The sequence below is a fragment of the Micromonospora zhanjiangensis genome, assembly GCF_042650605.1.
In the GTDB taxonomy this organism is placed as follows: Bacteria; Actinomycetota; Actinomycetes; order Mycobacteriales; family Micromonosporaceae; genus Micromonospora_J; species Micromonospora_J zhanjiangensis.
Genome location: NZ_JBHSBN010000001.1, coordinates 101,143 through 114,534, shown reverse-complemented (window position 1 = coordinate 114,534; position 13,392 = coordinate 101,143). Strand labels below are relative to the sequence as shown.

Sequence of the window (13,392 nt, the reverse complement as noted above, 5' to 3'; positions counted from 1 at the left end):
CAGGGTGAACGAACAGAGGCTGGCACCGTGACGGTACAACCCGGCTGGTACCGCGACCCCGCCGAACCGACCACCCAGCGGTGGTGGGACGGCGACGGCTGGGTCGGCGCGCCGCTGCCCGCCGACGCCACCCCGCCCGACGGTCCGCCGCCGCCCGAACCGGAACCCGAACCGGAGGCGCCCGGTGCCGCGGCGGAGGCCGGTGCCGGTCCGGCGATCGGCGCGGGCCCGGCGATCGGCGGCGGTCCGGGCGACCGCCCGGTCTCGCCCGGGGAGTCCCCGGCCCCCGGCTCGCCGCCGCCGACCGGACCGACCGGCGGCGGCTGGCCCACGCCGACGGGCGGTTGGGGCCAACCGACGCCCGGCCAGCCGGCGGGCGGATCCGACACACCGCCGCCGTGGGGGCCCGGCACACCGCCGTCGTGGGGGGCCGTCCCGCCCGGCCAGCTGCCGCCCGGCTGGCCGCCCTACCCGTACGGCCAGCCGGCGCCCCGACCGCACGGGATGGCGCTGGCGCCGCTCGGCGCGCGGCTGGCCGCCCGGCTGATCGACATCGGCGTCGTGCTGCTGCTCAACGTCGTGGTGAACGGGTGGTTCGTCTGGCGGTACGCGCAGGAGGTGGCACCGGTCTACCGGGCCGCGCTGCGCTCGCCGGGCACCCCGTACACGGACCTGCCCCAGCCCGGCGCGCAGGCCGACGGCCTGATGGTGGCCATCCTGCTGATCGCCGTCGCGCTCTGGTTCGCCTACGAGGTGCCGGCCACCCGCAACAACGGGCAGACCCTGGGCAAGCGGCTGCTGGGGGTCCGGGTCGTCGGGCTCGGCGAGCAGGCGCAGCTCAGCTTCGGCCAGTCGATGCGCCGCTGGAACACCCTCGGCCTGCCGGTGTTCCTCTGGTACTGCTGCTTCGCCGGCCTGCTGCTGCAGCTGGTCGACTGCGCGTTCCCGCTGTTCGACCGGCCGTTGCGGCAGGCCCTGCACGACAAACGTGCCATGACGGTCGTGGTCCAGGTGCCCCGGACCCCCGTCGCTGACCCGACGACGCGGTCCGACGACCACGCCGAGACCCCTGGAGGTTCCGCATGACCACGCCCGGTCGCCCCGACCCGTCGGCCCGGTTGACCCGGCCCGACCTGGACGTGCTGCCCAACTACGTACCCGGGCGCAACCCGGCCGACCTGGCCCGGGAACTGGGCCTGCCGAAGGCGATCAAGCTCGCCAGCAACGAGGTGCCGTACGGCCCGCTGCCCGGCGTGGTCGAGGCGGTCACCGAGGCCGTGGTCAGCTCGCACCGCTACCCGGACATGGGCGTGGTCGCCCTGCGGGACGCCCTGGCCGACCAGTACGGCGTGGCGGCCGACCGGATCGCCACCGGCTGCGGGTCGGTGGCGCTGGCCGAGCACCTGGTCCGGGCCACCTGCCTGCCCGGCGACGAACTGCTCTACGCGTGGCGCTCGTTCGAGGCGTACCCGATCATCGCGGCGACCAGCGGCGTGACCAGCGTGCAGGTGCCCAACGACGCCGGACACGGGCACGACCTGGCGGCGATGGCCGCGGCGGTCACCGACCGGACCCGGATGATCCTGGTCTGCAACCCGAACAACCCGACCGGCACCAGCGTGCGCCGGGCCGAGCTGGACCGGTTCCTCGACGCGGTGCCGAACGACGTGCTGGTGGTGCTGGACGAGGCGTACCGCGAGTTCGTCACCGACCCGGAGGTGCCGGACGGCCTGGCCGCCTACGGCGACCGGGCCAACGTGGTCGTGCTGCGCACCCTGTCCAAGGCGTGGGGCCTGGCCGGGCTGCGGATCGGTTTCCTGGTCGGCCAGCCGGCGGTGGCCGACGCCGTGCGCAAGGTGGTCACCCCGTTCTCCACCAGCCTGGCCGCGCAGGCGGCCGCGCTCGCCGCGCTGACCCAGGCCGAGGAGGTACGCCGGCGCAGCGCGCTGGTGGTCGCCGAGCGGGAGCGGGTCACCGAGCTGGTCCGCAAGCTGGTCCCCGACGTACCGGCCAGCCAGGCCAACTTCGTCTGGCTGCCGCTGGGCGACCGCGCGGTGGACTTCGCCAAGGCGTGCGAGGCGCGCGGCGTGATCGTCCGCCCGTTCGCCGGCGACGGGGTCCGGGTCACCATCGGCACACCCGAGGAGAACGACACCTTCCTGGCCGCCGCCGAGTCCGCACTGGCCTGATCACCGCGGAGTCCGGGTCGGCCTGACCTGCCGGGAACCGGGTGGCGGGGGGACCCGGCACCCAACCGACTCAGGTGGCCGACCAGATCACCGGGCGGGCGGCCGCGTAGTACTGGGCGTCCTTGGCGTCCGGTTCGACCGGCTGGGCCAGCCGTTCCACCGCCACGTAGCCGCCCGCCGCGTACGCGTAGCCGGCCGCCCAGGCCATCCCGCCGTCGCCGTAGCGCAGCCGGAACCGGGACCGCTCGGCCCCGCGCGCCTCGTCCAGGGTGATCAGCTCGTTGGTCGGGCTGAGCAGGTGCACCCGGCCGGGCTGCACCGCGAGCAGGCGTACCGGTCGGACGAACGAGCGCCGCCACACCTCCCGACCGGCCGGGGTGCGGGCCACCACGTCGGTGCCCTCCGGCGCCACCGCCAGGTCGCCGACCAGCATCGCGGCGGGCGAATCCAGCGCCGGGGCGGGCGCCGGCTCGGCCCGGTCGACCAGCCAGCCGCGGTTGATCCCGGCGCCGGTGGTCCGGATCGCCCGGCAGCCGGAGACGCCGTCGGCGCAGGAGACACCGGTGATGGTCAACCCCGCGGCCGGAACACCCTCGGGTTGCCAGCGCCGGACCACCGCGCCGGTGGCCACGTCCCGGAACTCCACCGCGGGCCGTTCGGCACAGGCGTCCACGGCGACCAGTTGACCACCGGCGGTGGCCAGCTCGTCGGTCCGGCAGGCCGACCGGACCGGGGTACGCCACAGTTCGCGCCCGGTGGCCGGGTCCACGCCGCGCACCTCGTCCCGGCCGGTCACCGCGAGCACCGCCGGGCCGGTGCCGTTGGCCGAGGCCAGGTGCAGGCCGGCCGGGGCGTAGACGGTGCTCGCGCCGGTCCGCCGGCCGGTGTACCCGCCGTCCGGCGTGGGACCGGCGGTGCGCCAGGCGATCCGGCCGGTGGCCGCCACCAGCGCGACCACCTCGCCGTCCGACCACTGGCTGACCACCAGCGGCCCGCCCGGCGCGGCCGTCTTGATCACCCCGGTCAGCTGCTCCGGCCAGCGCCGGTAGGACCAGTACGGGGTGCCCTTGGTGGTCGCGTTGGCCGGCTGGTCGGCGCTGACCTGGCGGGTGGTGGCGTACACCCGCAGCCGGCCGTCGACGAGCAGCGGGGCGGACGGGAAGGTGCCCCGGACCCCGGGCGAGGTCTTCGGAGCGGCCTTGTAGGCGCCCTTGGCCGGCGTGCTCACCTCCGCCGGGGCGAGGACCCGGTAGATGATCACGGCCGCCGCGCCGGCGGCCAGCACCGCGGCCACCGCGAACACAGTGATCTTCCGCCAGCGCGGCGGGTTCGTCGAGGTCCCCACGCCTTGCGACCCTACCGACTACGGATCCGCCGGTCGGCGCGGACTCCGACCAACGCCTCCCGTCAGGCGGCCTCCCCGTCCACGACCTTGTCGGTCCCGCCGCCGGGACGGCCGGTCGGCTCGGCGGACCTGCCGGTCGGGTCGGCGCCGAGTGATTGGGCGGCGACGGCCAGGTCGGCCAGGTCGCAACGGAGCGCGCTCTCCACGCTCCGGGCGGCCAGCCCGCCGAACATCAGGGCCAGAAACCGCCCGTACGGGGCGGTCGGGCCGCCGTCCTGCACCACGGTGACCACCGTGCCGCCGCGTCGGCGCCCCACGTCGACCGGGGTGAACCGGTAGGTGATCCGGTAGTCGGCGCCCACCCCCGGCGAGGTGATCGCACACAGCACCCGCGGCACCACCTCGTTGACCACGTACTCCTCGGTGACCCGGGTGCCGTCGGGCAGCGACCGGGTCTCTCGCCACCGGGTGCCGGTGCCGAACGGGCCGGGGGTCAACACCTCGACGGTCTCCACGGTGGACAGATACCGCCCCCGTGCGGGCAGGTCGGTGAAGGCCCGCCAGATTTCCCCGACGGATGCCCGAACCAGCTTGCTGACCGCGACCGTGGACATGACACCTCCCGCACCGCTTCCCCACGGTACGACCCGACCCCGACCCGCCGTCCCGATATTGCCGCAAAGTGATGAGAACGTGACGGACGGCTCGTCACAGCCGCCCGCCCCGCACCCGTCGTCCGATCGACGGGGCGGCCCGGCCATTCGTACGTATCTCTTCGTGTCATTCTGTGAGCATTGCGTGGCAGACCGCAAGGCGGCAGACTCGATGAGATCCCAGCGTCACCGGATGAACACCCGGCGCGGCACCGACCGGGGCTCGCCGTGGCGGACACCGGCGGGTTGGCGGGGAGGCGGCATCGCGGATGCGGTGGGACAGCGGCGGGGGCGCCCCTTCACCGGACCGGTCGTACGGTCACGCGGACGCCTGGTGGGACAACCCGGGGCAGCCCACCCCGTACCTGCTCTGGGGGCTGATCTGGTGCTACTGCGGCACCCCGATGGTGCCCCTGGACCGGCTGGTGGACAGCAGCCCCGACGTCGAACGCTTCTACCGCTGCGACGCCGGCTGCGGGCGTCCGCCGGTGCTCGCCACCCGGGTCGAGATCCAGGTGTTCCGGGCCGTCGTCGAGACCGCGCTGAGCCAACTGCCGCGCTACACCCTGCAGGGGGTGCGTACCCGCCGGATCGCCCGCCGGCGGACCGACCCGGACCGACGCCGGGACCTGATCCGACGGTGGGTCCACCGGGTGGTGGCCACCGGCGAGCAGCCGCCCCAACTGCACTGGCTGGACTACGCCACCAATCCGGGCTGACCCGGCGGCACCGATCCGCACCCCGGCCGATCCGCACCCGGCCGGGCCGGTCCCGCCGCTCGGGCCGACGTCGGCCGGCCGGTCCGGCGCCGGCCGTCAGGCCGGACGGGCCGGGTGGATCGTGCCGGTGACCTCGCCCAGACCGACAGTCGTACCGTCCGGGCCGGGGGCCGTGCCGCTGATCGTCACGGTGTCGCCGTCCAGCAGGAAGCTCCGGGTGTCCCCGCCGTCCAGGGTGACCGGCTCCGCGCCGCCCCAGGTGAGTTCCAGGAACGAGCCGACCTGACCGCGGTCCGGCCCGGAGACGGTCCCGGACGCGTAGAGATCACCGGTACGCAGCGACGCGCCGTTCACGGTCAGGTGGGCGAACTGCTGGGCCGGCGTCCAGTACATCGTCGCGAACGGCGGCTTGCTGACCCGGCGGCCGTTCCAGTCCACCGCCAACCGCAGGTCGAGGCCGAGGTGCGGAACGTCCCGCAGGTAGTCCAGCACCGGCGGATCCTGCTCGGGAGCCGGCACCCACGCGTCGGCCAGCGCGTCCAGCGGCACCACCCAGGGCGAGATCGAGGTGGCGAACGACTTGCCCAGGAACGGACCGAGCGGTTGGTACTCCCAGGCCTGGATGTCCCGGGCCGACCAGTCGTTGACCAGCACCACGCCGAAGACGTACTCGGCGAAGTCCTCGACGCCGACCGGCTCGCCCAGGGCCGACGGGACCCCGACCACGAAGCCGACCTCGGCCTCGATGTCCAGCCGGGCCGACGGGCCGAACACCGGGCCGTCCTTGCTCGGGCGCTGCCCGGACGGCCGGACCACCGGCGTGCCCGAGACGACCACGGTCCCGCCCCGGCCGTGGTAGCCGATCGGCAGATGTTTCCAGTTCGGCAGGATCGGCGGCTGGCCGGGTCGGAAGATCTGCCCGACGTTGCCGGCGTGGTGCTCGGAGGAGTAGAAGTCGACGTAGTCGGCCACGTCGAACGGCCGGACCAGGTCCACCTCGGCGAGCGGGACCAGCAACGGCTCGACGGCGGCCCGGTGTACGTCCCCGGTGAGCAGCTCGACGATCCGCCGCCGGACCGCCGTCCACTGCGGCCGGCCCAGGGCCAGGAAGGCGTTCAGCGTGGGCGCCCGCAGCGCGTCACCGGCCAGGATCAGACCGGCCCGTTCCGCACCGGCCAGGTCGAACACGTGGTCCGCGATCCGTACGCCGATCCGGGGCTCCGCCCCGGCGTGCCGGAACACCCCGTACGGCAGGTTGTGCACCCCGTACGGCGACCCCGCCGATCCCTCGACCCAACTCACGCTGTGCTGACCCGGCATGCGCTCATGGCCCTCGCTGCGCTCGGTGCGTTCGCTCATGCTGTGCTGGCCCGGCATGCGCTCATGGCCCTCGCTGCGCTCGGTGCGTTCGCTCATGCGGAATATCCTCCGTTGATCAACCCGAGCCGGACCAGATCGGTCAGCGGCTCGATGATGCTGCACGACCCGAAGCCGACCCACAGCCGCCGGTTCTGTTCCCGGCGTACCCGGATCGGGTCGATCAGGCGCAGCGGATCGGTGCTGGCCAGCAGCTCGGCCACCTCGCCCACCTCGGCGCCGTCGACGGCGGCGGACGTGGCCACCAGCACGTTGAGGAAGCCGTGGTGGTTGAACCCGGTCTCCGGGTCGGTGTGCCGCAGCGCGTGGTGCAGGCCGGCGGTCAGCTTGAACGGCAGTTCCCGGTCCCGGCAGGCGCAGATGACCGCGGCCAGCTCGACCGGGGTGGGGAACAGCTCCGCTGCCAGCCCGCCGGTGCGGAACTTCGCCGCGATCGGTACGCCGGACGCCCGGGCCCGGGCCACCGTGTCCAGCGCGCCGAGCAGGCCCCAGGCCAGCGGGATCTCGGCGTACACCTGGATCCCGTCCAGCCGGTCGGTCAGCTCGACCAGCGCGGCCAGGCCGGGCTGCGGGTCCTCGCCGCGCTTGGCCACCGCGGTCTCGATCTGCCGGACCCGGACGCCGTCCGGTTCGAGGAAGGAGAGCGCGAACGGCAGCCGGTCGACGCCGGTGTCGCCGATCAGGCCGATCTCCGTGCCGGGGTCGACCAGGCCGGACAGCTCGCCGGCGGTCACCGCCGAGGCCGGCACCAGCAGCGGGCCGACCAGGTCGGCGTACCAGGCGGCGCGGTGCGCGCGATGGGCGGGGACCGCTTCGGGCAGCGGGGCGTTGCCCGGCGGAAAGACGGCGGCATCGTCGATCAGGCCGTGGAAGAGCCGGGGCACCTGCGTTGACACGAACAGAGAACTTACGGGACGCTACGAGTAACGGACAACAGCGTCCGATTATCGGACGCGATTGGCCGGTGACTGGGACAAAACGGAGGTGGACATGCCGTACTACCGCAGCGTCGGCGAGGTGCCCCGCAAGCGCCACACCCAGTTCCGCCAGCCGGACGGCAGCCTGTACGCCGAGGAGTTGATGGGCCAGGAGGGCTTCTCCTCCGACTCGTCGCTGCTCTACCACCGGCACCTGCCGACCGCGATCGTGGCGGCCGACGAGTTCACCCCGCCCGCCTGGTCCCGGGTGCCCAACCTGCCGCTCAAGCCGCGCCACCTGCGGACCCACAAGCTGGACGCCTGCGGCGCCGACCCGGTGCTGGGCCGGCAGTACCTGCTCGCCAACGACGACGTCCGGATCGCCTACGTGGTCGCCGACCGACCCTCACCGCTGTACCGGAACGCGATCGGCGACGAGTGCCTCTACGTCGAATCCGGGGCCGTCCGGGTGGAGTCCACCTTCGGCGCGCTCGGCGTCACCGCCGGCGACTACGTGATCATCCCGACCTCGGTGGTGCACCGGCTGGTGCCCGTCGGGGACGAGCCGGCCCGGCTGCTGACCGTCGAGGCGACCGGGCACATCGGGCCGCCCAAGCGCTACCTGTCGGTCCGCGGGCAGTTCCTGGAGCACTCGCCGTACTGCGAACGGGACGTCCGCGGGCCCGGCGAGCCGCTGCTGATCGACGAGGAGGACGTCGAGGTCTACGTCCGGCACCGGTCCCGGGCGTCCCGGCCGGGTGCCAGTGCCACAGCTTGGACGCGTTACATCTATGCCCACCACCCGTTCGACGTGGTCGGCTGGGACGGTCACCTCTACCCGTGGGCGTTCTCGATCCACGACTTCGAGCCGATCACCGGCCGGGTGCACCAGCCACCGCCGGTGCACCAGACCTTCCAGGGCCCGAACTTCGTGATCTGCTCGTTCGTGCCGCGGAAGGTGGACTACCACCCGCAGGCCATCCCGGTGCCGTACAACCACCACAACGTCGACTCGGACGAGATGCTCTTCTACACCGGCGGGAACTACGAGGCGCGCCGCGGCTCGGGCATCGAGCAGGGCTCGATCTCGCTGCACCCGGCCGGGTTCACCCACGGGCCGCAGCCCGGCGCGGCGGAACGGGCCATCGGCGCGGACTACTTCGACGAACTCGCGGTGATGGTGGACACCTTCCGCCCGCTCGACCTGTGCGACCCGGGGCTGTCCTGCGAAGACCCCGGTTACGCCTGGACCTGGTCCGGTCGCACCGCCTGAGGCCGCACCGCCCGAGACCGCACCGCCCGAGACCGCACCGCCCGAGACCGCACCGCCTGAAGCCGCCCAGCCCGAGAACGCCCGGCCCGAGGTCGCGCGCCGGGCTCGGTCGGCGGGTCAGGTGGCGAGGAGGCGGATGTCCGGGCCGGCGCCTTGGGTCGGGTAGACCAGCGCCGTGGCGATGCCGACCAGGCCCTCGGCCCGGCCGGTGAAGCCGAGGCCGTCGGTGGTGGCGGCGGCGAGGCCGACCGGGGCGCCGGCGGCCTCGCTGAGCACCGCCTCCGCCTCGGCCCGGCGCGGTCCGATCTTGGGGCGTGTCCCGATCACCTGGACCGCCACGTTGCCGATCTCGAAATCGGCGGCCCGGACCCGGCGGGCGGCCTCGGCGAGCAGGGCGAGGCCGGCCGCGCCCGCCCACTCCGGCTGGGACACCCCGAAGTTCGAGCCGAGATCGCCCAGGCCGGCCGCCGAGAACAGGGCGTTGCAGGCGGCGTGGGCCACCACGTCGGCGTCCGAGTGCCCGGCCAGTCCGTCCTGGTCCGGCCAGTACAGGCCGGCCAGCCAACAGGGTCGGCCGGCTGCGAAGACGTGTACGTCGGTGCCGAGGCCGACCCGGGGAACGATCACGCCGGGAAGCGTACCGAGTCAGGCCGGGTCGGCGGTCGGGTCGGTGGCGAAGAGGTGCTCGGCGAGGGCGAGGTCGAACGGACGGGTGATCTTCAGGGCGTACTCGGAACCGGGCACGCAGGCGACCCGCCCGCCCTGCTTCTCGACCAGGCCGGCGTCGTCGGTGAGCGGGTCCACGGCGGCGGCGTGCGCCGCGACCAGCACGTCCCGGCGGAAGCCCTGCGGGGTCTGCACCGCCCGCAGGACGGACCGGTCGACGGTGCCGAGGACCACGCCGGCGGTCGAGACCTCCTTGATCGTGTCCACCACCGGGAGGACCGGAATGACGGCGTCCTCGCCGTCCCGGACCGCGGCGGCGACCGACTCGAACACCGCCGACGGCGTCAGCGCCCGGGCCGCGTCGTGCACCAGGATGATCTCCGGGCCGGCCGGGACGGCGGCCAGCGCCGCGGCGACCGACTCCTGCCGGGTGGGCCCACCGGCCACCACCGTGACCGGCGCCACCGGCGTCAGCAGGTCGACCACCAGACTCAATTCCGCGACCGGGGCGGCGACCACGACGTGTCGCACCGACGGGGCGGCCGCGATCCGGCGGACCGCGTGCACCAGCAGCGGCACGCCGGCCAGGTGCCGCAACGCCTTCGGGGCACCGGGCCCCAGGCGTACGCCCGCGCCGCCGGCCGGAACAAGAACCGCGACGTCACCGCGCGGATTGAGCTGCGCGGTCACGTCGCGGTCCTCACACTGAAAATTCGATCGTACGGGCCGGGGCTGGGTGTCAGGCCTCGGTCAGTACCTTGTCGAGGAGGTTCTCCGCCTCGTCCTTGGTGCTCTTCTCGGCGAGAGCCACCTCACCGACCAGGATGTCCCGGGCCTTCGCGAGCATCCGCTTCTCGCCCGCGGACAGACCCCGCTCGCGCTCCCGCCGCCACAGGTCGCGGACGACCTCGGCCACCTTGAGCGGATTTCCGGAGGCGAGCTTCTCCAGATTCGCCTTGTAACGCCGCGACCAGTTGGTGGGCTCCTCGGTGTGCGGAGCGCGGAGGACGTCGAAGACCTTGCCCAGGCCCTCCTCACCGACCACTTCGCGCACGCCCACGATCTCGGCGTTCTCAGCAGGCACCCGGACGGTAAGGTCACCCTGAGCAACCCTCAGGACGAGGTATTGCTTAGGCTCGCCCTTGATCACCCGAGTCTCGATTGCCTCGATGAGTGCGGCCCCGTGGTGGGGGTAAACAACGGTCTCGCCGACACTGAAAACCATAGGTTCGAAACCCCTTTCGCTGTGTCTAGGGTAACACGCTCAGGCACCGATGTCTCACTGCAGGCCGGACCGTAAGCGCAGCTCAGAGGCCCTGTGAGAGGTCTTTCTTCGGCTTGACAGCCGACCGATCCACCCGTTTCGCCACTCAGAGTGACCAACGGATCACCAGGCGACAGGGGCGGAACGGGCCAAATCGGATGTATGGCGTTGTGTGCGCCTCTCGCATCTGCCCCCTCGCCACCCCTAGACGGTACGACCGCAGGTGCGGGACGCTGGAGCAGGAGCGATCCACTCAGGGGGCGCGCGATGGGCTCGTCGGGCAACGACGGATGGGCGGACGGCAACGGTCCGTCCGAACCGCTGCCCGACCTGCCGCCCGAGTGGGGGCCGATCGTCATTCCCGAGGACGCCGCGGAGCTGGCCGCCGAGGCCGCCGAGCTGCGCCGCGAGTTGCGCCGGACCTCCCGCCGGGCGGCCTGGCGTCAACGCTTCGGGCTTCCCACCAGGCCCGGCGGCACGCCCACCCTGCGACTGCCGTTGCTGCTCATGCTGGTCGCCATCCTGGCCACGCTGACCAGCCTGTTCGCCATGGTCTGGCCCGGGCCGGGCCGGCAGTCCGGCAACCGCACGCCGAGCGCCGGGCCGGTGCCCAGCGGCGCACCCGGCCGGCCCCGCGGGGACACCGTGCCGGCCCTGGACCTGGTCGGCGAGTCGGGTGCTCCGGTCCCCCTGCGGGGCCTGCTGCCCGTGGTGGTGCTGCTGGTCGACGGGTGCGACTGCGCGGCCCAGATCGAGGCGGCCGGCCGGGCGGCACCGCCCGGGGTAACCGTGGTCGCGTTGACCAGTGGACGCGGTGCGCCCAGCCCGCTGCCCGCGCCCTGGTCCGTGACGCCGGTGGCGCCGGTCCGCTCGTTGGCCGACCCGACCGGCGAGTTGCGGGCCTTCCTCCAGGTCACGCCGAGCCCTGGCGCCGGCACCGCGCTGCTGGCCACCCGGTCCGGCCTGGTCGCCCGGGTGGTGCCGAGCGTCGGCTCGGTCGAGGACTACCGGGCCGATCTGCTGCGACTGGCCACCAGTTGAGAGCCGGCCGGGCACCGCACCGCCGCCCGTCCACCGTGGTCGGCCGCCCGGCGCCAGCGCAGGTCAGGGCAGGCCGACGAGTTGGACGCCCACGGTGACCGGCTCGGAGCCCGTCCGGGTCACCGTGACCAGCAGGTTCGGTTGGTCGGCCACCAGCTCGGTGTTGACCAGGCCGTCGTCGCACCGGGAGAACACCCGCAGCTGTGGTCCGCGGGCGCCGACGACGCCGACCCGTAGCCGGCCGGCGCCGATGCAGACGTGCTGCAACAGGTACCGCTCGCCCGGCCGCACGAACAGCGGGAACTGGTGGGGTGTCGAGTCGTCGAGCTCGACCGTCGACCGGAACCGGGTCCCGTCGACGGCCGGCAGGTCGTGGTCCACGGCCCGCAGCCGGGCCGCCGCGGGCACGTCGACCCGGATCCGGCCGGTGGCCACGTCGAGGACGACCCGCCCGCCGGCCACGTCCGGCCACAGACCCGGCCAGTTGAGCCGGCCGGTGGCGTCGTACCGGCGCAGTCCCGGGGCGGACACGGTGCTGCCGGCGGCCGGCACCCCGTAGGCGTCGGGTACCAGGATCAGCCGGGACGAGAGCGCGTCGGACGGGTCGTGCCAGTACGACGTCGCGCCGCTCGACGGCGGCCGCGGGGCGGTGGACGCGGCCGGCTCCCGGGGTGTCGGGGCGGGCGCCGAGGCGGTCCACCACCAGCCGCCGCCCAGCAGCGCCGCCCCGGTCAGCACCGCGAGCAGCGGGCCACCGCCGCGTCCGTCCGTCTCCGCCGCCACACATCGACTGTAATGCGCACCCCGCGGTTCCGCCGCTCGCGTCGGGACGCCGGTTCCGACGCCATCCGCGTTCCGGCGACGTTCGGTCAGCTCACACCGGTGTGCCGCAGCAGGGTGGCGTAGAGGGTCAACCCCGGCCCGAAGGCGAGCATCACCACCCACTCCGGTGGCTGCGGCGCCCGCCGGAACCGGTCCAGGATGAGCAGCGCGGTCGCCGACGAGCAGTTGCCGTGCTCGGCGAGCGTCTCCCGGGACGCCCAGAGCGCGTCCGGCGGCAGGGCCAACTCCTGCTCCACCACCGTCAGGATCCGCGGACCGCCCGGGTGCACCGCCCACCCGGTCACGTCGGAGCGCTTCAGGTCGTGCCGGGTGAGCAGGTCGTCCACCAGTCCACCGACGTAGCCGGCGAGCACCGCGGGCACCCGGGTGGACAGGCCCATCCGGAACCCCCGCTCGGTCACCTCCCAGGTCATCTGGTCGGCCGTCGAGGTGTCGGTCACCGCCACCACGTCCCGTACCGCGTAGCCCGGCCGATCCGGCGGGGTCACCACGGCCGCGACGGCGGCGTCGGAGAACAGCGCGTGCGACACGATCTGCTGGGTGTCCATCCGGGTCGACGCCGGTTGGATGTGCAGGCTGGGCAGTTCGGCACAGAGCAGCAGCGCCGGCCGGCCGCGCGCGGTGACGAAGTCGGTGACCACGCCCAGCCCGGGCAGCGCCGCGTAGCAGCCCATGTGGCCGATGAACAGCCGCTGGGCGTCGGCGGCCAGCCCGATGTCCCGGGCCAGCAGGATGTCCGGTCCGGGCGTGACGTAACCGGTGCAGGAGCAGACCGCGAACAAGCCGATCTCCGGCGCCGGCACGCCGGCCTCGGTCAGGGCCCGGTCGATCGCCTCCTTGCCGAGCGGGAGCACCTCGGTCAGATAACGCCGCATCCGCCGCTCGGTGGACCATTCGGAGATGTCCTCGACCAGCGGGTTCACCGCCGCCTGCCGGGTGGACACGCCCGAGTTGGCGAAGATGCGCCCGGCCAGGGCGCGGGTGGTGCCGGCGAAGTGTCCGGCGAAGAAGCCCTCCCACATCTCCTGTTGGCCGGTCCGCGGCGGTAGGCCGATACCCAGGCCGGCGATCACCGGTGTTGCTGTCACGATCTGCTCCGTTCGTA

At 73.8% G+C, this 13,392-nt stretch carries 14 protein-coding genes; 5 read left to right on the top strand and 9 right to left on the bottom strand.

Features of this window, described 5'->3' with window-relative positions; all coding sequences use genetic code 11:
• Positions 1-27: 27 nt before the first annotated feature.
• Positions 28-1,086 (top strand): RDD family protein, encoded by a 1,059-nt coding sequence (locus tag ACFOX0_RS00530; RefSeq protein WP_377541352.1) that lies wholly within the window; start codon positions 28-30, stop codon positions 1,084-1,086.
• Positions 1,083-2,189, top strand: a complete 1,107-nt coding sequence (gene hisC / locus ACFOX0_RS00525; RefSeq protein WP_377541350.1) for a histidinol-phosphate transaminase — start codon at positions 1,083-1,085, stop codon at positions 2,187-2,189. The genes ACFOX0_RS00530 and hisC overlap by 4 nt, the downstream gene beginning before the upstream one ends.
• A gap of 70 nt (positions 2,190-2,259) precedes the next feature.
• On the opposite strand, the gene ACFOX0_RS00520 is transcribed toward hisC, so the two are convergent.
• Both ACFOX0_RS00520 and ACFOX0_RS00515 read right to left on the bottom strand, forming a co-directional pair.
• On the bottom strand, positions 2,260-3,534 hold the full coding sequence (locus tag ACFOX0_RS00520) for an outer membrane protein assembly factor BamB family protein (RefSeq protein WP_377541348.1): 1,275 nt from the start codon (positions 3,532-3,534) through the stop codon (positions 2,260-2,262).
• A 62-nt stretch (positions 3,535-3,596) separates the two neighbouring features.
• Positions 3,597-4,148 carry an SRPBCC family protein gene (locus tag ACFOX0_RS00515; protein ID WP_377541346.1) on the bottom strand — a complete coding sequence of 184 codons (552 nt, stop codon included), beginning with the start codon at positions 4,146-4,148 and terminating at the stop codon, positions 3,597-3,599.
• 308 nt (positions 4,149-4,456) lie between these two features.
• On the opposite strand from ACFOX0_RS00515, the gene ACFOX0_RS00510 reads away from it, so the two are divergent.
• A complete protein-coding gene (locus ACFOX0_RS00510) occupies positions 4,457-4,906 on the top strand; it encodes a hypothetical protein (protein ID WP_377541344.1) in 450 nt (149 codons plus the stop codon).
• 96 nt (positions 4,907-5,002) lie between these two features.
• On the opposite strand, the gene fahA is transcribed toward ACFOX0_RS00510, so the two are convergent.
• Positions 5,003-6,208, bottom strand: a complete 1,206-nt coding sequence (fahA, locus tag ACFOX0_RS00505) for a fumarylacetoacetase (protein ID WP_377541846.1) — start codon at positions 6,206-6,208, stop codon at positions 5,003-5,005.
• Between the two features lie 110 nt (positions 6,209-6,318).
• The gene (locus ACFOX0_RS00500) at positions 6,319-7,179 is read right to left on the bottom strand and encodes a hypothetical protein (RefSeq protein ID WP_377541343.1); all 861 of its coding nucleotides are present in this window, start codon (positions 7,177-7,179) and stop codon (positions 6,319-6,321) included.
• 94 nt (positions 7,180-7,273) lie between these two features.
• On the opposite strand from ACFOX0_RS00500, the gene ACFOX0_RS00495 reads away from it, so the two are divergent.
• On the top strand, positions 7,274-8,473 hold the full coding sequence (locus tag ACFOX0_RS00495; RefSeq protein ID WP_377541342.1) for a homogentisate 1,2-dioxygenase: 1,200 nt from the start codon (positions 7,274-7,276) through the stop codon (positions 8,471-8,473).
• 117 nt (positions 8,474-8,590) lie between these two features.
• Here ACFOX0_RS00495 and ispF read toward each other — a convergent pair whose 3' ends face one another.
• The 3 genes from ispF to ACFOX0_RS00480 are packed head-to-tail and all read right to left on the bottom strand — an operon-like array spanning position 8,591 to position 10,364.
• The gene (gene ispF / locus ACFOX0_RS00490) at positions 8,591-9,100 is read right to left on the bottom strand and encodes a 2-C-methyl-D-erythritol 2,4-cyclodiphosphate synthase (protein WP_377541341.1); all 510 of its coding nucleotides are present in this window, start codon (positions 9,098-9,100) and stop codon (positions 8,591-8,593) included.
• Between the two features lie 18 nt (positions 9,101-9,118).
• Complete coding sequence (ispD, locus tag ACFOX0_RS00485) at positions 9,119-9,829, bottom strand: 2-C-methyl-D-erythritol 4-phosphate cytidylyltransferase (protein ID WP_377541340.1); 711 nt, start codon at positions 9,827-9,829, stop codon at positions 9,119-9,121.
• Between the two features lie 49 nt (positions 9,830-9,878).
• The gene (locus tag ACFOX0_RS00480) at positions 9,879-10,364 is read right to left on the bottom strand and encodes a CarD family transcriptional regulator (RefSeq protein WP_121157498.1); all 486 of its coding nucleotides are present in this window, start codon (positions 10,362-10,364) and stop codon (positions 9,879-9,881) included.
• Between the two features lie 306 nt (positions 10,365-10,670).
• Between ACFOX0_RS00480 and ACFOX0_RS00475 the strand changes: the two genes are divergently transcribed.
• Entirely contained in the window at positions 10,671-11,444 is a 774-nt protein-coding gene (locus ACFOX0_RS00475; RefSeq protein WP_377541339.1) for a hypothetical protein, read from the top strand.
• A 63-nt stretch (positions 11,445-11,507) separates the two neighbouring features.
• Here the strand turns inward: ACFOX0_RS00475 and ACFOX0_RS00470 are convergent, their stop codons facing one another.
• The gene (locus ACFOX0_RS00470) at positions 11,508-12,227 is read right to left on the bottom strand and encodes a hypothetical protein (RefSeq protein ID WP_377541338.1); all 720 of its coding nucleotides are present in this window, start codon (positions 12,225-12,227) and stop codon (positions 11,508-11,510) included.
• An 86-nt stretch (positions 12,228-12,313) separates the two neighbouring features.
• On the bottom strand, positions 12,314-13,375 hold the full coding sequence (locus ACFOX0_RS00465; protein ID WP_377541337.1) for a type III polyketide synthase: 1,062 nt from the start codon (positions 13,373-13,375) through the stop codon (positions 12,314-12,316).
• Between the last annotated feature and the right edge of the window lie 17 nt (positions 13,376-13,392).

What these genes read in the sequence shown, in the direction of transcription:
- hisC (WP_377541350.1), top strand. Translation starts at nt 1,083, where the DNA reads ATGACCACGCCCGGTCGCCCCGACCCGTCGGCCCGGTTGACCCGGCCC.
- ACFOX0_RS00515 (WP_377541346.1), bottom strand. Translation starts at nt 4,148, where the DNA reads ATGTCCACGGTCGCGGTCAGCAAGCTGGTTCGGGCATCCGTCGGGGAA.
- ACFOX0_RS00510 (WP_377541344.1), top strand. Translation starts at nt 4,457, where the DNA reads ATGCGGTGGGACAGCGGCGGGGGCGCCCCTTCACCGGACCGGTCGTAC.
- ACFOX0_RS00495 (WP_377541342.1), top strand. Translation starts at nt 7,274, where the DNA reads ATGCCGTACTACCGCAGCGTCGGCGAGGTGCCCCGCAAGCGCCACACC.
- ACFOX0_RS00480 (WP_121157498.1), bottom strand. Translation starts at nt 10,364, where the DNA reads ATGGTTTTCAGTGTCGGCGAGACCGTTGTTTACCCCCACCACGGGGCC.
- ACFOX0_RS00475 (WP_377541339.1), top strand. Translation starts at nt 10,671, where the DNA reads ATGGGCTCGTCGGGCAACGACGGATGGGCGGACGGCAACGGTCCGTCC.